This window comes from Ensifer sp. B1-9 (assembly GCF_050474445.1).
In the GTDB taxonomy this organism is placed as follows: Bacteria; Pseudomonadota; Alphaproteobacteria; order Rhizobiales; family Rhizobiaceae; genus Ensifer.
On sequence record NZ_JBCHVG010000005.1, the window covers coordinates 358724 to 376421 of the forward strand.

14 protein-coding genes are annotated in these 17698 nt (G+C 64.5%); 5 read left to right on the forward strand and 9 right to left on the reverse strand.

Going from position 1 to position 17698, the window contains the following annotated elements:
- Positions 1-282 precede the first annotated feature (282 nt).
- Complete coding sequence (locus ACQ5BM_RS11705) at positions 283-1227, forward strand: nucleoside hydrolase (RefSeq protein WP_429811046.1); 945 nt, start codon at positions 283-285, stop codon at positions 1225-1227.
- A 77-nt stretch (positions 1228-1304) separates the two neighbouring features.
- Here ACQ5BM_RS11705 and ACQ5BM_RS11710 read toward each other — a convergent pair whose 3' ends face one another.
- The 3 genes from ACQ5BM_RS11710 to ACQ5BM_RS11720 all read right to left on the reverse strand — a co-directional run bounded on the left by ACQ5BM_RS11710 (position 1305) and on the right by ACQ5BM_RS11720 (position 6244).
- Positions 1305-3701 carry a methyl-accepting chemotaxis protein gene (locus ACQ5BM_RS11710; protein ID WP_429811048.1) on the reverse strand — a complete coding sequence of 799 codons (2397 nt, stop codon included), beginning with the start codon at positions 3699-3701 and terminating at the stop codon, positions 1305-1307.
- 401 nt (positions 3702-4102) lie between these two features.
- A complete protein-coding gene (locus ACQ5BM_RS11715; RefSeq protein WP_429811050.1) occupies positions 4103-5002 on the reverse strand; it encodes a ribokinase in 900 nt (299 codons plus the stop codon).
- 48 nt (positions 5003-5050) lie between these two features.
- Positions 5051-6244 carry a DNA recombination protein RmuC gene (locus ACQ5BM_RS11720; RefSeq protein ID WP_429811052.1) on the reverse strand — a complete coding sequence of 398 codons (1194 nt, stop codon included), beginning with the start codon at positions 6242-6244 and terminating at the stop codon, positions 5051-5053.
- A gap of 151 nt (positions 6245-6395) precedes the next feature.
- Between ACQ5BM_RS11720 and def the strand changes: the two genes are divergently transcribed.
- The 3 genes from def (at position 6396) to truA (ending at position 8765) form a co-directional block, all read left to right on the forward strand.
- On the forward strand, positions 6396-6920 hold the full coding sequence (def, locus tag ACQ5BM_RS11725) for a peptide deformylase (RefSeq protein ID WP_429811054.1): 525 nt from the start codon (positions 6396-6398) through the stop codon (positions 6918-6920).
- A 166-nt stretch (positions 6921-7086) separates the two neighbouring features.
- Positions 7087-8022, forward strand: coding sequence for a methionyl-tRNA formyltransferase (fmt, locus tag ACQ5BM_RS11730; RefSeq protein WP_429811055.1), 936 nt, complete (start codon positions 7087-7089; stop codon positions 8020-8022).
- Positions 8022-8765, forward strand: coding sequence for a tRNA pseudouridine(38-40) synthase TruA (gene truA / locus ACQ5BM_RS11735; protein ID WP_429811057.1), 744 nt, complete (start codon positions 8022-8024; stop codon positions 8763-8765). Before fmt ends, truA begins: the two co-directional genes overlap by 1 nt.
- 10 nt (positions 8766-8775) lie before the next feature.
- Here truA and ACQ5BM_RS11740 read toward each other — a convergent pair whose 3' ends face one another.
- From ACQ5BM_RS11740 to ACQ5BM_RS11760, 5 genes are all read right to left on the reverse strand, one after another.
- Complete coding sequence (locus tag ACQ5BM_RS11740) at positions 8776-9372, reverse strand: hypothetical protein (RefSeq protein WP_429811058.1); 597 nt, start codon at positions 9370-9372, stop codon at positions 8776-8778.
- Positions 9359-10552 carry a succinyl-diaminopimelate desuccinylase gene (gene dapE / locus ACQ5BM_RS11745; protein ID WP_429811060.1) on the reverse strand — a complete coding sequence of 398 codons (1194 nt, stop codon included), beginning with the start codon at positions 10550-10552 and terminating at the stop codon, positions 9359-9361. The genes ACQ5BM_RS11740 and dapE overlap by 14 nt, the downstream gene beginning before the upstream one ends.
- 205 nt (positions 10553-10757) lie before the next feature.
- On the reverse strand, positions 10758-13943 hold the full coding sequence (locus ACQ5BM_RS11750; RefSeq protein ID WP_429811062.1) for an efflux RND transporter permease subunit: 3186 nt from the start codon (positions 13941-13943) through the stop codon (positions 10758-10760).
- Between the two features lie 127 nt (positions 13944-14070).
- On the reverse strand, positions 14071-15273 hold the full coding sequence (locus tag ACQ5BM_RS11755; RefSeq protein ID WP_429811064.1) for an efflux RND transporter periplasmic adaptor subunit: 1203 nt from the start codon (positions 15271-15273) through the stop codon (positions 14071-14073).
- Positions 15274-15356: 83 nt separating this feature from the next.
- The gene (locus ACQ5BM_RS11760) at positions 15357-16181 is read right to left on the reverse strand and encodes an alpha/beta hydrolase fold domain-containing protein (RefSeq protein WP_429811066.1); all 825 of its coding nucleotides are present in this window, start codon (positions 16179-16181) and stop codon (positions 15357-15359) included.
- Positions 16182-16321: 140 nt separating this feature from the next.
- On the opposite strand from ACQ5BM_RS11760, the gene ACQ5BM_RS11765 reads away from it, so the two are divergent.
- Complete coding sequence (locus ACQ5BM_RS11765) at positions 16322-17233, forward strand: LysR substrate-binding domain-containing protein (protein ID WP_429811068.1); 912 nt, start codon at positions 16322-16324, stop codon at positions 17231-17233.
- Between the two features lie 3 nt (positions 17234-17236).
- Here ACQ5BM_RS11765 and ACQ5BM_RS11770 read toward each other — a convergent pair whose 3' ends face one another.
- Positions 17237-17659 (reverse strand): winged helix-turn-helix transcriptional regulator, encoded by a 423-nt coding sequence (locus tag ACQ5BM_RS11770; protein ID WP_429811070.1) that lies wholly within the window; start codon positions 17657-17659, stop codon positions 17237-17239.
- Positions 17660-17698 lie beyond the last annotated feature (39 nt).

The window sequence follows — 17698 nt, forward strand, 5'->3', positions numbered from 1 at the left end:
GGTAGCTGTGCGCAACGAGTGCAAGCCGCTTGCCTCCGACGTGCACGCAAATCATAGTCCGCTCTCGCAGAATCCAAGAGTGAGGCGAGCAGCGCGCCGCAGACGTTGCCTCGTTTCCGCTCCGGTACATTGAAATCGATCGCGCTCACTGCATGTTCCCTTTATCGGAACATGCAGCACTTCAAAGTGCGACAGCGGCCTTTGCGCGTCTGATCGGACGCGCGGCGCTGTCGGCTTTGGGCCAGATCGAACAAACGAACGTGATCCAGGGAGGACGAAAGAGTGCCCGCGCCGAGAAAGATAATCATAGACACCGATCCCGGGCAGGACGATGCCGCCGCCATCATGCTCGCCTTCGGCAGCCCGGAAGAGATCGACCTGCTCGGCATCACCACCGTTGCCGGCAACGTGCCGCTGGCCTTGACGGCCCGCAACGCGCGCATTCTCTGCGAGCTCTGCGACCGGCCGAAGGTCCGGGTTTTCTCCGGTGCCGACAAGCCGATCGCCCGCGCGCTGGTAACCGCCGAGCATGTGCACGGCAAGACCGGCCTCGACGGCCCGACGCTCGACGAGCCCAAGATGAAGCTCGAGGAGCAGCACGCGGTTGACTTCATCGTCGAGACGCTCCGCAACGAGGCGGAGGGCACGGTGACGCTCTGCACGCTGGGGCCGCTCACCAACATTGCGCTTGCGCTTCAGAAGGCGCCTGAGATCGCGCCGCGGGTCAAGGAACTGGTGATGATGGGCGGCGGCTTCTTCGAGGGTGGCAACATCACCCCGGCGGCCGAGTTCAACATCTATGTCGATCCGGAAGCCGCCGACATCGTCTTCCGCTCGGGCATTCCGATCGTGATGATGCCGCTCGACGTCACCCACCGCGTGCTCACGCACAAGGCGCGCGTGCAGAAGATCCGCGACATCGGCAGCCGCCCGGCGATCGCCATGGCCGAAATGCTCGAATTCTTCGAGCGCTTCGACATCGAGAAATACGGCACCGATGGCGGCCCGCTGCACGACCCGACGGTCATTGCCTATCTGCTGCGGCCGGAGCTCTTCACCGGCCGGGATTGCAACGTCGAGATTGAAACCAAATCGCCGCTGACGGCGGGCATGACCGTTGTCGACTGGTGGCAGGTCACCGGCCGGCCGCACAATGCCAAGGTCATGCGCTTCGTCGACGACCAGGGCTTCTTCGATCTCTTGACCGAGCGCCTGGCGCGCATTTGAGCCTGGGTTCGATCACTATGCTCGAAGCACAAACGGCGCCCCGGGAGGCGCCGTTTTCGTTTGGTCCGATCTGTTGATCAGAACTCTTCCCAGTTATCCTGGGCAAGGGCGTTGGCGCCCGAGGTCTGGGTGAGCACCCGCTGTGTCGAAGCCGAGTAGCTGCTTCGTGCCGGGCCTGTCGGGGCCGGCCGCGTCTCGCGGACAGGCGCGGAAGCCGGACGTTCGGCCGCACGCATGCGCTCGGCCGTGCCGCGCAGCATCTCGGAGGACGAGGGCTGGGCCGATGCCGGGGACTGGGCGACGCGGAAGCGGGCAACCAGCGCGTTGAGCGTGCGCGCCTCTTCGTTGAGCGCCATGCCGGCGGCCGTCGTCTCTTCGACCATGGCTGCGTTCTGCTGGGTCACCTGATCCATCTGGTTGACGGCCGAATTGATCTCCTTGAGGCCGACGGCCTGCTCGGAGGCCGAGCTCGAGATCTGACGGATGAGGCCGTTGATCTGCACCACCTGCTCGGCGATCTTCTCGAGCGCGCCGCCCGCCTTGCCGACGAGCTCGACGCCTTCGCGCACCTGGCCGGCCGAGGTATTGATCAGCGTCTTGATCTCCTTGGCGGCATTGGCGGAACGCTGGGCGAGCTCGCGTACTTCCTGGGCGACGACGGCAAAACCCTTGCCGGCCTCGCCGGCGCGGGCCGCTTCGACGCCGGCATTCAGCGCCAGGAGGTTGGTCTGGAAGGCGATCTCGTCGATGACGCCGATGATACGGCTGACCTCGTGCGAGGACTGCTCGATGCCCTGCATGGCGGCAATCGCCTTCTGCACCACTTCGCCGGACTGTTCGGCGTCGCCGCTGGCGACTTCCACCGACTTGGCGGCAACCTTGGCGTTTTCGGCGCTGGCATTGACCTGCGACGTTAGCTCGTCGAGGGCTGCCGCGGTTTCTTCGAGGCTTGCGGCCTGCTGTTCGGTGCGGTGCGAAAGGTCGTTGGCGGCGCTGCTGATTTCGCTCGTACCGTTGCCGATATTGACGACCGAGTGGTTGACGGTGCGGATCGTCTCTTCGAGGCTTTCCATCGTCGCGTTGAAGTCGCGCTTGAGCTGGGCGTATTCTCCCGGAAACTCGTCGGTGATGCGGAAGGCGAGATCGCCGGAGGAGAGGTGCGACAGGCCCTTGCCGAGCCGGGCGACGATGTCGCGCTGCAGCGCGCTGCTTTCGGCGCGCTCGGTTTCCGAGCGGTTGCGTTCGTGCTCGGCCTGTTCGCGCTCGTGGCGGGCTTCGCCTTCGAGGCGCTTGGTATCGGCGAGCTGGTGGCGGAAACCTTCGAGCGCCTTGGCAACTTCGCCGGTTTCGTCGGAGCGATCCTGGCCGGTGATTGCCTTGCCATAATCGCCGTGGCTGAGGCTGTTCACATCCTTGACGAGCGCGGCGAGGGGCTTCTGCACGAAGCCGCGGACGGCGAGATAGAGACCGAGAAGCACGGCGCCGAGCACGACGAGGCCGCCGACGATCATCATATAGGTCTGGTCCTTGACCGGCGCATTGATCGCCGAGCGCGGCACGTCCACGAGCACGACCCAGTTGGTGTTCACGCCAGACAGGGCGAACGGATAGACGAGACGGTCGAAGGGCTCGTTGCCATCATAGGTAAGGTTGGAGATGATGCCGGGCTTGCCCGAGGCGAGCGCGTTCGTGACGACGTCGTTGCCCTCGCCGTCATACTGCTTGAGCAGGAGTTCGGGGATCGGCGCGACCAGCCATTTGCCGCTCTGCGACAGAAGGTAGACGCGGCCGGTTTCGAAGGGCTTCAGCTTCGCGAGGCCGTCGGCCAGCGAGGCGAGCGAAATGTCGACGCCGGTGACCCCGAGAAGCTTGCCGCCGGACATGACCGGGTAGGCGATCGAGCTCATCGCGGTCGGAACGTCGGTGTCCTGTGCGGTGTAGGGCTGGGTGATCGCGCCCTTGCCGCTCTTAGCCGCGAGCTTGTACCACTCGGCCGCGTAATCGGCGCCGAAGGTGGAGTATTGGATTTCATTGGTGCGGCTCTTCGACCAGTAGGGCGTGAAGATGCCCTGGTCGTTGCCGCCGAGTTCCTTGTTGTTGACGACGTCCTCCTGGCGACCGTCAAAGGCCTTGGGCTCCTCCGCGAACCAGCTTCCAAAGGCGAAGGGGTTCTGCTCCAGGTTCGCCCTGAGGATGTTGATCACCCCGGTACGCTCCAGCGACTTTTCGGCATGCGCGCGGCCGAGGATGCCGGCCATCGAGCGGGCAGCGCTGGCAAGCTCGCCGACGTCGCCGGCGATGTCCGAGGCGATTGCCCGGGCTTCACCGCTCGCCTGTTCGAGGACCAGCGTTTCGACGCGATCCTGGGTCTGGGAGATGAGAACGAAATTCGAGGCGAGCAGGACAAGTGCGATCGTGCCGCCTGTCACCGCGATCAGTTTGGTCGCCAGCGATTTGGCTTGGAACTTGAACATGAAATCCTCACGTGCTGGGAGGTCCGCAGGCCTTCACCTGCGGCGGACGCATTTCGCAATGGGGGTGAACTCCATCATGGAGCGTCAGATGCCGACCGGCATGTTGGAGGCGACCGGGTCTTTCGAGCCGGCTCTCTCAGGGTCCTGAATAGACTGGAGAATCTTAAGATAGGGCCAACGCGGACGTTGTTTTACGTGTTGCTTTGATAAAATTGCGCGCGAAGTTTTATCTCCGCGACATCGGCTGTCCGAATTGCGCAAGCGGTAATTTCGAGGGGTGAAACAACGTAACGTGAGAGCACGGTAAAGAAAAAGCGCGGGCAGATTTCCGCCCGCACTCGGCTCCATTTTGCGAGCGTCGGTTTGCGTGTTTGGCCGGTCCGGCTCAAACCTATTGCGAACTAGAGGCGCGCCGCCACTTCCGAAGCAAGCGGGATCGAGGGCTGTGCGCCGCGTTTCAGGCAGGCGAGCGAACCGGCAACGGCCGCACGGCGCAGCGCGTCGGGGAAGGCGATGCCGGCATCGAGGCTGGCGGCGAGGTAGCCGCAGAAGGTGTCGCCGGCGCCGACCGTGTCGACCGGTTCGATCTTCAGGCCCTTGGCTCGCTGGATCTCACCCTCATGTACGGCCACGACGCCCTCGGCGCCGAGCGTGACGATGACCGTCTGCCCCGTTTCGGCATGAAGTGCTTTCATCGCCTCCTCGCGCTCGGCAGCGCTGATACCGCTCCTGCCGGCGAGCAGTTCGAACTCGGTCTCGTTGGCAATCACGATATCGGCCATGCGGCCGAGGCGCGCTGCCTCCGGCGTCAGCGGGGCGATGTTGATGACCGAACGCACGCCCTTCTGTTTCGCTGCGGTGAGCGCCTTCTCGACCGAGGCGGCCGGGATCTCGAGCTGCAGCATCAGCGTGTCGCGAGGCGTCATGCCGTCGACGGCCTTCACCGCATCGGCCTCGTCGACGGTCGCATTGGCGCTGGCGACGACGACGATGACGTTTTCACCGTCGCCACCGACGAGGATGTGCGCGGTGCCGGTCGGCTCGTTTACCGTCTTGGTCAGCGACAGATCGGTGCCGGCGCCCTTCAGGAGTTCCAGCGCACCGTCGGCGAAACTGTCGGCGCCAACTGCGCCCGCCATCTGCACCGTCGCGCCTGCGCGTCGTGCGGCAAGCGCCTGATTGGCGCCCTTGCCGCCGGCGGCGGTCGAGAAGCCTGTTCCGGCGACGGTCTCGCCGGGCTTTGGAAGGCGTGCGGTGGTGGCGATCAGGTCCATGTTGATGGACCCAAAAACAGTGATCATGTGAACATCCTGTTGGCTGGCAAAGTGGCCGGAGAGTGCCCGACTGCGTCAGTCCTCGTCAACCACCCGCAGACGCAATTGCCCGACGCGGTTGTCGACAGCGGCGCGCTGATCGCTTGCTTCTCGCGTGCCGCCCTCGGCCTCGAGCTCAAGCGCCTCGATTTTGGCGCCGCGGCGGGTCAACTTGCCGGAGGAAACCAGGATATCCTCAACATCCTTCTGGCTCATGGCGAAGTGGCCCTGAAGCTTGCGCACGCGCTCGTCAAGGCGGCTCAGATCTTCCATCAACCTGGCGACTTCGCCCTGGATCAGATGCGCCTGCTCACGCATGCGCGCATCCTTGAGGATCGCCTGGATCACCTGGATCGAGAGCAGCAGCAGCGATGGCGAGACGATGACGACCCGCTGGCGATGCGCCTTCTGTACGATCGCTTCGAAATGCTCGTGGATCTCGGCGAAGATCGATTCCGACGGCACGAAGAGAAAGGCGGTGTCCTGCGTTTCTCCTGATATCAGATATTTGCTGGCTATATCGCGTACATGCGTTTCCATGTCGCGGCGAAAGAGCTGGGCGATCTGCTGGCGACGCTCCGGGGTTTCTGCATCACGCATTGCATTCCAGGCTTCCAGCGGAAACTTAGCGTCGATGACGAGCGGTGGCTGGCCATTCGGCATGCGGATGGTGCAGTCGGGCCGCGCGCCGTTGGACAACGTCGTCTGGAACTCAAAAGCGCCCATGGGCAGCCCGTCGGCGATGATCGCTTCCATGCGCGATTGGCCAAAGGCGCCGCGCGTCTGCTTGTTCGACAGAATCGCCTGCAATCCGGCCATGTCCTTGGCCAGCGACTGGATATTGTTCTGGGCGGTGTCGATGACCGCCAGCCGCTCCTGAAGCCGCCTGAGATTCTCGTGTGTCGCCTTCGTCTGCTCGGTGATCGATGCGCCGATGCGGTGGGTCATACCGTCGATGCGCTGGCTGAGCGTCTGGTTGAGCTCCGCCTGCCGGGCGCCGAAAACCTCGGCCATGGCGGCGACCCGCCCTTGCATCTCCGTTTGCGCCGCAAGCAGCATCGCCATCTGTTCCTGGCGCTCCTCGTCGCGGGTGTCCCGGCGCCGCGCAAGGGCCATCAGGCCGGCGACGACGACCACAAGCCCGGCGGCAATCGCGAGATGGCCCAGCGTGACAGGCAGGGAGCCGACGAAAAATAGCGGTTGGGCAAGGGGGAGGGGCGCAGGTTCCATACGCCAAACCTAACAGATTCTCTCGTGAAGTGTAGATCAAAACGAGAACATTTGCATGGGGCGGTTAACGTCAAGCGAAGCGCGAGCGGGTGGCGCAGGCAGCAAGGCAATTTCCTTGCGCGCCGATGGAAAGATCGGCTATGGGAGCAGCATGACGATCAAGCCGCTTATCATTCTTCCCGATCCTGTGCTTCGGCAGGTTTCCACGCCGATCGAAACCATCGACGCGGACATCCGCCGCCTGGCCGATGACATGCTCGAAACCATGTACGACGCCCCTGGTATCGGCCTTGCCGCGATCCAGATCGGCGTCGCAAAGCGCATGCTGGTGCTCGACGTATCGAAGGAGGGTGAGGAGAAGTCCCCGTTGGTCTTCATCAACCCCGAGATCGTCGCTTCGTCCGATGCGCGCTCGGTTTACGAGGAAGGCTGCCTGTCGATCCCGGATTATTACGCCGAGGTCGAGCGCCCGGCTTCGATCACCGTCAAGCATCTCGACCGTGACGGCAAGGAGCAGACGATCGAGGCCGATGGCCTGCTCGCCACCTGCCTGCAGCACGAGATCGATCACCTGAACGGCGTGCTGTTCATCGATCATATTTCCAAGCTCAAGCGCGACATGGTGATCCGCAAGTTTACCAAGGCCGCCAAGACCCGCGGCGCGAAGGCGATCTGAGCCGCCGAACGGAAAGCGGCCGAGACATATCGCGCCGAGGGCTTGATTTGCGGGCGGGAAACCCGTTTGAAGAGGCCTGAATCTCTGGAGCAATTCCAGGAAAAGTGTGAAACGGTTTTCCGTCCGGAATTGCGCAATTTGAACTGAGAGGACGGAGTTCACCGCCTTGTCGCTTCGCATCATCTTCATGGGCACGCCGGAATTTTCGGTGCCGACGCTGGCAGCGCTCGCCGAAGCCGGCCATGAGATCGTCGCCGTCTACACGCAGCCGCCGCGACCGGGCGGCCGCCGCGGGCTCGATTTGCAGAAATCGCCGGTACACCAGGCGGCGGAGCTTCTGGGCGTTCGCGTGCTGACGCCGGTCAACTTCAAAGACGAGGCCGATCGCCAGACCTTCCGCGACTTCGAGGCCGATGTCGCCGTCGTCGTCGCCTATGGCCTGCTTCTGCCGGAGGCGATTCTCACCGGCACCAAATACGGCTGCTACAACGGCCACGCCTCCCTTCTGCCGCGCTGGCGGGGTGCGGCGCCCATCCAGCGTGCCATCATGGCCGGCGATCACGAGACCGGCATGATGGTGATGAAGATGGACAAGGGGCTGGATACCGGCCCGGTCGCGCTGACCAAGGCCGTCCAGATCGGCGAGACGATGACGGCGGGCGAGCTGCACGATCGGCTGATGCAGGTCGGCGCTACCCTGATGCGGGAGGCGATGGCGAAGCTCGCGGCCGGCGATCTGCCGCTGACGGAGCAGGCCGAAAAAGGCGTCGTCTACGCCCAAAAGATCAGCAAGGTGGAAACCCGCATCGACTTCGCCCGTCCCGCCCGCGAGGTGCACGACCATATCCGCGGCCTGTCGCCCTTCCCGGGCGCCTGGTTCGAGCTCGAGATTGCCGGCAAGCCGGAACGCATCAAGGTGCTGAACTCCGAACCGGCCTCAGGCTCCGGCGAGCCCGGCACGGTGCTCGACGACAACCTCACGATCGCCTGCGGCGAAGGTGCGGTGCGGCTTACGCGCCTGCAGCGCGCCGGTGGCAAGGCGCTCGGCGCCGCCGACTTCCTGCGTGGCACGCCGGTGGCCGCCGGTACGAGGGTCGGCTGATGCCACGGTTCAAGCTGACCGTCGAATATGACGGCTCGGACTATGTCGGCTGGCAGCGGCAGGACAACGGCCAATCCGTGCAGGGGGCGATCGAAAAGGCGATCCTGTCCTTGACCGGCGAGACCGTCTCGATCCGCGGTGCGGGCCGTACCGATTCCGGCGTGCACGCCAGCGGCCAGGTCATGCACGCCGATCTCACGCGGCCATGGAAACCCTATACGCTGCGCAACGCGCTGAACGCGCATCTGGGGCTTGCCGGCGAGCGGGTGGCGATCCTGGAAGCCGAAGAGGTGTCGCCGGAGTTCGACGCGCGCTTCTCGGCGCTGCGCCGACACTATCTCTACCGGATCATTTCACGGCCGGCGCCGTTGGCGCTCGAAGCCAAGCGGGCCTGGTGGGTGCCGAAGCCGCTCGACCACGCGGCGATGCACGAAGGCGCGCAGCGCCTCGTCGGTCATCACGATTTCACCACCTTCCGCTCCGCTCATTGCCAGGCGACGAGCCCGATGCGCACGCTCGACCGGCTCGACGTCGCGCTCGTCGGCGGCGTCATCGAGATCCGCGCGACGGCGCAGAGCTTCCTGCACAACCAGATCCGCTCCTTTGCCGGTTCGCTGAAGCTGGTGGGCGAGGGCAAGTGGACGCCGGACGACCTGCAGGCGGCGCTCGAAGCGCGCGACCGCAAGGCCTGCGGCCCCGTAGCCCCGCCCGAGGGGCTTTATTTCCTTCAGGTGGATTACTGATCCCGAAACTCTAGCTCGGGATCAGGCCGAAGAAGCGCTGCAAGAGATCGCCGATCATCATCGAGGGCAGCAGGAAGAGGGCGGTCAGCGCCGAGGCCAGCAGGGTCTGGTTGCCCGTCACCATGCGCAGAAGCCGGAAGAGCACGGCGACGCTGACGACGAGCAGTGTCAGCCAGATCAGGCTCGTCAGGCCCTGGCTGCCGGGAATGGTGAGCCGTATCGCCGCCGGCGTCGCCATCGCGTAGGAAAGCGGCACGGAGAGCCAGTTGGTGGTGACGACGATCGGCACGACGGCCCCGGCAAAACCAAGCGGACGCGACAAAATGGCGATCAGCACCAGCGGCAGCAGCCAACTGACGAGATCGACGACGAGCAGCTTGAAGATAAAGCCGGCGCCAATGGTCGTGCCGGCGGGCATCGCCGAGAGATAATAGAGCCGCCAGGACGCCCAGGTGACGGCGATCGCCGGCAGGCACCAGAGCATCGACGTGAAGGATCGCCAGAGGCCGCTCTCGCTGAAGTCGAGCCAGCGGAAACCTTCCTCGTTGCCCTGCGTCAAGAGCCAGAGGCCCTTGATATAGGCAAGCACCTCGTCAAGCAGCGGCATGACCGAACCAGCTATAGATGAAGGTCTCGTAGATATTGGTCAAAGTCTCCAGGTCGGCGACGGCGACGCGCTCGTCGACCATGTGCATGGTCTGGCCGACCAGACCGAATTCGACCACCGGGCAATAGTCCTTGATGAAGCGCGCATCCGAGGTACCACCTGTCGTCGACAGCTTCGGCTGCCGGCCGGTGACCGCCTCGACCGCACCGGAAAGCGAATCGATCAATGCGTTGTTGCGCGTCAGGAACACGTGGCTCGGCCTCTCGGCCCAGGTGATCTCGTAGCGGACGGGTGCACGATCCGGGCGCAGGCTGCCGGCAGCGGCAGCGCGATCGAGCCGGGCGATGATCTCCGCCATCAGACTTTCGGCCGTCCAGGTGTCGTTGAAGCGGATGTTGAAGGCGGCAGTGGCCTTGGCCGGAATGACGTTGACCGCGCTATTGCCGACGTCGATCGTCGTCACCTCCAGGTTCGATGCCTGAAAACTCTCGGTGCCGTTGTCGAAGGGCGGATCCATCAGCGCCTGCGTCAGTTGCAGGATACCGCGCACCGGATTGTCGGCGAGGTGCGGATAGGCGGCATGTCCCTGCACGCCGTTGACGGTGATGCGGCCGGAGAGCGAGCCGCGCCGGCCGATCTTGATCATGTCGCCGAGGCTCTCCGGGTTGGTCGGTTCGCCGACGAGGCAGGCATCCCAGCGCTCGCCCTTGTCAGCCGCCCATTGCAACAGCTTGGTGGTGCCGTTGATCGCCGGGCCTTCTTCGTCGCCGGTGATGAGGAAGGAGACCGAGCCCTTCGGGAACCCATGCTTTTCGATGTGGCGGGCGATCGCAGCGACAAAGCAGGCGATGCCGCCCTTCATGTCGACGGCGCCGCGGCCGTACATTTCGCCGCCGGCGATCTCGGCCGAGAATGGTCCGTGGCTCCAGGCGGCTTCGTCGCCGACCGGAACCACATCCGTATGGCCGGCGAACATCAGGTGCGGACCCTCGGTTCCGAGCCGCGCATAGAGGTTTTCGATATCGGGCGTGCCGACGTCCTTCGCCACGACGCGATCGATCGCAAAGCCGAGCGGCCTCAGCATGGCTTCGAGGGCGGAAAGCGCTCCGCCTTCGGCCGGGGTGACCGAGGGGCAGCGAATGAGGGTGGCGAGGTTGGCGATCGGATCGGTGGGGGTCATCTAACGCTATGCCGTCTGCATGGCCGCTGGGCCAATGGAATGGAGGCTGCTGGTTTATCCGATCGCCAAGGAACTGTCACGTGGGATAGGAACCGTCACGCAGGACGCAAAACGGCGCCGCGCCTGGGCGGAGGCGCGGCGCCGCAGCTTCGACGGGCCGGAGTGATCCGGCCCGCCTGAAGATCGCGAAAGGAGGGAAGGAGCCTTACTCGCCGGGCGCGAGATGCGGCGCTTCGATATGGGCTCCGGCGTGCTTCAGCGGCCGCTCGCCGGTGAGCTTGCGGATCAGCACGTAGAAGACCGGGGTCATGAAGATGCCGAAGGCGGTGACGCCGATCATGCCGGCAAAGACCGCGACACCCATGGCCGAGCGCATTTCCGCACCGGCGCCGGTGGATGTCACCAGCGGCACCACGCCCATGATGAAGGCCATCGAGGTCATCAGGATCGGGCGGAGACGCAGCCGGCTCGCCTCGATCGCAGCCTTGACCGGCGTGCTGCCGGACAGTTCCAGTTCGCGGGCGAACTCGACGATCAGGATAGCGTTCTTCGCCGACAGGCCGACCAGCACGATCAGACCGATCTGGGTGAAGACGTTGTTGTCGCCGCCCGTCAGCCAGACCCCTATCAGCGCCGCCATGATGCCCATCGGCACGATCAGGATGATCGAGATCGGCAGCGTCAGGCTTTCATACTGGGCAGCGAGCACGAGATAGACGAGCAGCAGCGCCAGCGGAAAGACCAGGATGCCGGAGTTGCCCGCCAGGATCTGCTGGTAGGTAAGGTCGGTCCATTCGAAGCCGATGCCCGGCGGCAGGGTTTCGGCGGCGATCTTCTCGATGGCAGCCTGTGCCTGGCCGGAGGAGAAGCCCGGTGCCGGGCCGCCGTTGATGTCGGCGGACAGGAAGCCGTTGTAGCGGATCGCCCGCTCGGCGCCGACCGTCTGCTCGACCTTCAAGAGCGCCGACAGCGGGATCATCTCGCCGGACTGCGAACGCACCTTCAGCTTGCCGATGTCGTCGGCATGGCTGCGGTAGTTGGCGTCCGCCTGGATGCGCACGCTGTAGGTGCGGCCGAAGGCGTTGAAGTCGTTGACGTAGAGCGAGCCCAGGTAGATCTGCAGGGTCTCGAAGACGTCGGTGACGGCCACGCCGAGCTGGCGCGCCTTGACGCGGTCGAGGTCGGCATAGAGCTGCGGCACGTTGATCTGGTAGCTCGAATAGAGCCCGGCCAGTTCCGGCGTCTGGTGGGCCTTGGCGAGGAAAGCCTTGGCCGCCTCGTCGAGTGCCTGGTAGCCGAGACCGTTCTTGTCCTCGATCTGCAGCTTGAAGCCGCCGGTCGTGCCGAGACCCTGGACGGGCGGCGGCGGGAACATGGCGATGAAGGCATCCTGGATCGCGCCGAATTCCTGGTTGAGCTGCATGGCGATCGCGCCGCCTGACAGTTCGGGCGTCTTGCGTTCCTCGAAGGGTTTCAGGGCGACGAAGACGATGCCGGAGTTCGACGAGTTGGTGAAGCCGTTGATCGACAGGCCCGGGAAGGCGATAGCGTTTTCGACGCCCGGATGCTTCAGCGCGATCTCGCTCATGCGCTTGATCACGTCCTCCGAGCGGTCGAGCGTCGCGGCATCCGGAAGCTGGGCGAAACCGATCAGGTATTGCTTGTCCTGGGCCGGCACGAAGCCGCCGGGGATGGCGCGGAACAGCGTGAAGGTGACGCCGAGCAGCACGACATAGACGACCATGATCAGCGACTTGCGCGTCAGGATCCGGCCGACGCCGCGGCCATAGGCTTCCGAGCTTGCTCCGAAGAAGCGGTTGAAGCCGCGGAAGAACCAGCCGAAGAGCTTGTCCATCGCCCGCGTTAGCCAATCCTTCGGCGCATGATGGTCCCTGAGCAGAAGGGCAGCCAGCGCCGGAGACAGCGTCAGCGAGTTGAGAGCCGAGATGACGGTCGAGATCGCGATCGTCAGTGCGAACTGGCGGTAGAACTGGCCGGTGAGGCCGGTAATGAAGGCGAGCGGCACGAAGACGGCAACGAGCACCAGCGCGATGGCGATGATCGGACCGGAGACTTCCTGCATGGCGCGATAGGTCGCCTGAACCGGCGACAGGCCCTGCTCAATGTTGCGCTCGACGTTTTCCACCACCACGATCGCGTCGTCGACGACGATGCCGATCGCCAACACCAGGCCGAAGAGGCTGAGCGCGTTGATCGAGAAGCCGAAGACATACATCACCGCGAAGGTCCCGACGATCGAGACCGGCACGGCGACGAGCGGGATGATCGAGGCGCGCCAAGTCTGCAGAAAGACGATGACGACGATGACGACGAGGGCGATCGCCTCGAGCAGCGTGTGGATGACCGACTCGATCGAGGCGCGCACGAACTGGGTGGTGTCGTAGACGATCTCGTAGTCGACGCCCTCGGGCATGGTGAGCTTCAGCTCGGCCATGGCCTTGTGCACGTTTTCCGAGATCTGGATCGCATTCGAGCCCGGTGCCTGGAAGATACCCATGCCGACGGCCGGCTTGTTGTCGAGCAGCGAGCGCAGCGAATAATCGGCGGCGCCCATCTCGACGCGGGCGACGTCGCCGAGGCGGGTGACTTCACCATTGGCGCCGGACTTGACGACGATGTTGGCGAAATCCTCAGGGGTTTGCAGGCGGCCTTGCGCGTTGACGGAAAGCTGCAGGTCGAGGCCGGGAACGGACGGCGAGGCGCCGATGACACCGGCCGCGGCCTGGACGTTCTGGCCGCGGACCGCATTGGCGATGTCGCTTGCCGCCAGGCCGCGTTCGGCGGCCTTCTGCGGGTCTATCCAGACGCGCATCGAATAGTCGCCGCCGCCGAAGATCTGTACCTGGCCGACACCTTCGATGCGGGCCAGCCGATCCTTGACGTTCAACACACCGTAGTTGCGCAGATAATTGATGTCATATTGCCCGTTCGGCGAGATCAGGTGCACCACCAGCGTCAGGTCGGGCGAGCTCTTGACGGTGGTGACGCCGAGGCGGCGCACCTCCTCGGGCAGCCGCGGCTCAGCCTGCGAGACGCGGTTCTGCACGAGCTGCTGGGCCTGGTCCGGATCGGTGCCGAGCTCGAAGGTGACGGTGAGCGTCATCAGGCCGTCGGCGGTCGCCTGGCTCTGCATGTAGAGCATGCCTTCGACGCCGTTGATCTGTTCTTCGAGCGGGGTTGCCACCGTTTCGGCGATGACCGCCGGGTTGGCGCCCGGATATTGCGCGCGCACGACGATCTGCGGCGGAACGACTTCGGGATATTCGGAGATCGGCAGACCGGTCATGCCGATCAGACCGGCCACGAAGATCAGGACCGAAAGGACGCCCGCGAAGACCGGGCGGTCGACGAAGAAGCGTGAGAAGTTCATGGTATCCCCCTTGGGACGAGTTCGGGCAGACCTCAAGCGTGCGCGGCGAAATTCTCGCCGCGCGGCGCTGTCTGCTGAGTGATGCCTTGGCTGGCGGACCCTTCGCCTGCACGAAGGGTCGACTAATCTACTTGGCGATCGAAGCGGTCGTTTCCTCGACCTGCTGCGGCGCGACGACGACGCCGGGGCGGACCCGCTGCAGGCCGTTGACGACGATGTTCTCGCCGGACTTCAGGCCGCTTTCGACGATGCGCAGACCGTCGGAATTCGGCCCGAGCTTCACCTGGCGATACTCGACCTTGTTGTCGGTGCCGACGACGAAGACGAACTTCTTGTCCTGGTCGGAGCCGATGGCGCGGTCGCTGATCACGAGCTTTTCCTCGGGGTCCGGCTCGCCGATGCGGATGCGGACGAACTGGCCTGGGATCAGCTTGCCGTCGGCGTTTTCGAGCGCCGCACGCACCCGGATCGTGCCGGTTGCCGCATCCACCTCGTTGTTGATGAGCTGGATATGGCCCGTGATCGGCGTGCCCTCGTCGGCGGCGGTGCCGACCTGGACCGGAAGACGTTCGATCGCGTTGCCGCCGGCCGAGGCCGCGAGCTTGGCGAGTGCCGTCGTGACCACCTCTTCGCTGGCGTTGAAGCTCGCATAGATCGGATCGACCGAAACGAGCGTCGTCAACACAGGCGAGGCGGAGCCGGCGGCGACCAGGTTGCCGGCGGTGACGTCGAGCCGGCCGACGCGGCCGGAGATCGGCGCGCGCACCTCGGTATATTGCAGATCGAGTTCGGCGGTGCGTAGCGCCGCCTTGGCCGAGCGTACCTCTGCCTGGGCTTCGTCATAGGCGCTGGCGCGCTGGTCGACGCCGCTCTGCGGAATGGCGCTGGTGGTCACCAGCTTGCGGCCACGCTCGAGTTCGATCTTGGCAAGCGCGACGCGCGCTTCGGCCGCTTCGACCTGGGCCTTCGCCCGTTCTACGGCCGCCGCATAGGGCTCCGGATCGATCGTCACCAGAAGATCGCCCTGTTTGACGAGCGCGCCTTCGCGGAAGTGCGCCTTGAGGACGGCGCCGCCGACACGCGGGCGAACCTCGACGCGCTCGATCGCTTCGAGCCTGCCGGAGAATTCTTCCCAGGTGGTGATGCGCTTGGACTGCGCCCGCGCCACCGAAACCGGCACGGCCGGAGGTGGCGCCGCGGCGGTCTCGGTGGCGGCGTCGGCCTCGAAATGCTGCGGCAAGCCGAGCATGACGGCAGCACCGCCGGCGACAGACAAAAGGATACTCAGGCCGGCGCCCCAGAGGGCCCGACGGGTCACTGTCGATGTCATCTTTCTCTCCTTGCCGGTTGGGAGCCGGCGCTTTGCTTTCGACGTCAGATCGAGGGAATGGGCTGGGTGACCGCCGCCCTCGTCTAACGCACCGTCATTTCCGCCGGCTTTGCCCCTGCCTTCTGGAAGAAGCGGGAGAAGATGCCGGTAATCTCTTTCTGCTGTGCCGACCAGCCTTCGCCGGAACCCGCATTCTGCGGCAGCCATCCGGCTCGTCCGGGCAGGACATGGGACTCAACCATCACACCTGCCTTGCGCAGACGCTCGGCATAGGCCTCAGCCTCGTCGCGCATCGGACACTCTTCGCTGGTCACGATCAGCGAAGGCACGAGGCCGGCAAGCCGCGTGCAGTGGGCCGGCGCGGCGTAAGGATGGGTGAAGCCACCGCTTTGCCCGAGGTAACGCTGCCAGCCATCGGCGATCGATTGCGCCGAGGACTGCGGACAGTACTGCCGGAACGATTCCGTTGCCAGGCAAGGGTCGAGCATCGGCGACAGCAGGATCTGGCCCTTGAGATCGGTCAGATACTGGTCACGCGCCATCAGCGCGGCGCCGGCGGCAACATTGCCGCCTGCCTCTTCGCCGGCCACGAACAGCGACGACTTCTTGTGCGCGAACTGCGGGCAGCGCGAGCGCATCGACGACAGCATGGCGTAGGCGACATCGAGCGCCGCGGGAAATGGATTGAGGCAAGCCGCGGAATATTCCGGAGAGATCACCACCGCTCCAGCCGCCGCAAGCGCCTCGGCGACGCGCTCGCCGGCGGCGATCGTTCCGCCGACGAAGGAGCCGCCGTGCAGGTGCAACACGACCGGTGGCGGATTGAGCAAAGCTTCGCCGCGGTAGACGCGTGCCGTGCAGCAGCCTTGGCCGGTCCGCATCGTCTCCACTTTGAACAGTTCGCCCATCTCCCTTGCCTTCGGCCAGAGGTCAACCCACATGTGGCGGCAACACGCCACGATAGGAGAATAACATTGTCTTCTGTCTGGAATAGTATTTTCAAACTGACTACACTATTCGTATTCTCGAACAATCACGGCTCTTGAAAATGGACCAGCTCACGGCCATGCGCGCGTTCCTCCGGGTCGTCGAAACCGGTAATTTCACCCGCGCTTCCGCTTCGCTGAATATGCCCAAGGCGACCCTCACCAATCTCATTCAGGGATTGGAGGCGCACCTGCGCACAAAACTTTTGAACCGCACCACCCGCCGCGTGCTGGTAACGCCCGATGGTGCGCTCTACTACGAACGCGCCGCACGCCTTTTGACCGATCTCGACGAACTCGACGGCAGCCTTTCCAGCGCCCAGACCTTGCCGAAGGGGCGTTTGCGGGTGGAAATGGCCAGCGCGATTGCCAATCTGATCGTCATCCCGGCCTTGCCCGAGTTCCATAAGCGCTATCCGGATATCCAGATCGATCTCGGCGTTTCCGACAGAACCATCGACTACGTCGCGGAGAACGTCGATTGCGCCATCCGTGTCGGCACGCTCACCGACCAGTCGCTGATCGCGCGCCGCATCACCGAGATGAGCTTCGTCGCCTGCGCCGCTCCGGACTATCTCCAGCGTCACGCAATGCCGCAGCACCCGTCCGATCTCTCGAAGAACTGCTACGTCGTCGGTTACTTCCGGCCGCAAACTGGGCAGCAGATGCCGTTCTATTTCAAGCGCGGCAATGAGGAGATCGAGGTGAATGGCCGCTACGCGGTGGCGGCCAATGAAACGACGACCTATCTTGCCGCCGCACGCGCTGGCCTGGGTGTCATCCAGGCGCCACGCTTCATGGTGCGCGACGATCTGGTGTCCGGGGCCATGCGGCCGGTTCTCCAGGACTGGGAGGTCGAACCCATGCCAATCTATCTGGTCTATCCGCCGAACCGGCACCTCAGCAGCCGCCTGCGCGTTTTTGCCGATTGGCTGGTCAAGGTCGTTGCCCAGTCGCAACTCGATGCCGCCTGATCCTCACCGGTTCCGTTCGGCGTCGTAGCGCTCGCGTGCCGCATCCAGTGCGCCGAAATGCGTCTCCGCCCAGCGGTCGAGCACCAGCAGGGTTTCGCTGAGCGAGCGGCCGAGCGGGCTCAGGCTGTATTCCACGTGTGGCGGCACGGTCTTCTTGTCCTCGCGGATGACGAGGCCGTTGCGCTCCAGTTCCTTCAGCGTCTGCGTCAGCATCTTCTGCGAGATGTCGCCGAGCCTTCGCATCAGCCCGGCATTGCGCATCGGTCCGCCTTCGAGCGCCGAGAGGATCAGCATCGGCCACTTTCCGGCGATCAGTTCCAGCGCATGGCGTGACGAACAGGTCGGATCGAAGACGTCGGGGACGGAGGTCGCGGACGCTGGCTTGTCGGGATTTTCCATAGTTACCAAAAGGTGCGTAATTGTCATTCGGTGCCTACGCTACCAGCTTCTTCGCCATGTGAGAAT

Coding starts and splice junctions, on each gene's coding strand:
- ACQ5BM_RS11750 (WP_429811062.1), bottom strand. CDS start 13,943: ATGAACTTCTCACGCTTCTTCGTCGACCGCCCGGTCTTCGCGGGCGTC.
- truA (WP_429811057.1), top strand. CDS start 8,022: ATGCCACGGTTCAAGCTGACCGTCGAATATGACGGCTCGGACTATGTC.
- ACQ5BM_RS11760 (WP_429811066.1), bottom strand. CDS start 16,181: ATGGGCGAACTGTTCAAAGTGGAGACGATGCGGACCGGCCAAGGCTGC.
- def (WP_429811054.1), top strand. CDS start 6,396: ATGACGATCAAGCCGCTTATCATTCTTCCCGATCCTGTGCTTCGGCAG.
- ACQ5BM_RS11755 (WP_429811064.1), bottom strand. CDS start 15,273: ATGACATCGACAGTGACCCGTCGGGCCCTCTGGGGCGCCGGCCTGAGT.
- ACQ5BM_RS11720 (WP_429811052.1), bottom strand. CDS start 6,244: ATGGAACCTGCGCCCCTCCCCCTTGCCCAACCGCTATTTTTCGTCGGC.
- ACQ5BM_RS11740 (WP_429811058.1), bottom strand. CDS start 9,372: ATGCCGCTGCTTGACGAGGTGCTTGCCTATATCAAGGGCCTCTGGCTC.
- ACQ5BM_RS11770 (WP_429811070.1), bottom strand. CDS start 17,659: ATGACAATTACGCACCTTTTGGTAACTATGGAAAATCCCGACAAGCCA.
- ACQ5BM_RS11765 (WP_429811068.1), top strand. CDS start 16,322: ATGGACCAGCTCACGGCCATGCGCGCGTTCCTCCGGGTCGTCGAAACC.
- ACQ5BM_RS11710 (WP_429811048.1), bottom strand. CDS start 3,701: ATGTTCAAGTTCCAAGCCAAATCGCTGGCGACCAAACTGATCGCGGTG.
- dapE (WP_429811060.1), bottom strand. CDS start 10,552: ATGACCCCCACCGATCCGATCGCCAACCTCGCCACCCTCATTCGCTGC.
- ACQ5BM_RS11715 (WP_429811050.1), bottom strand. CDS start 5,002: ATGATCACTGTTTTTGGGTCCATCAACATGGACCTGATCGCCACCACC.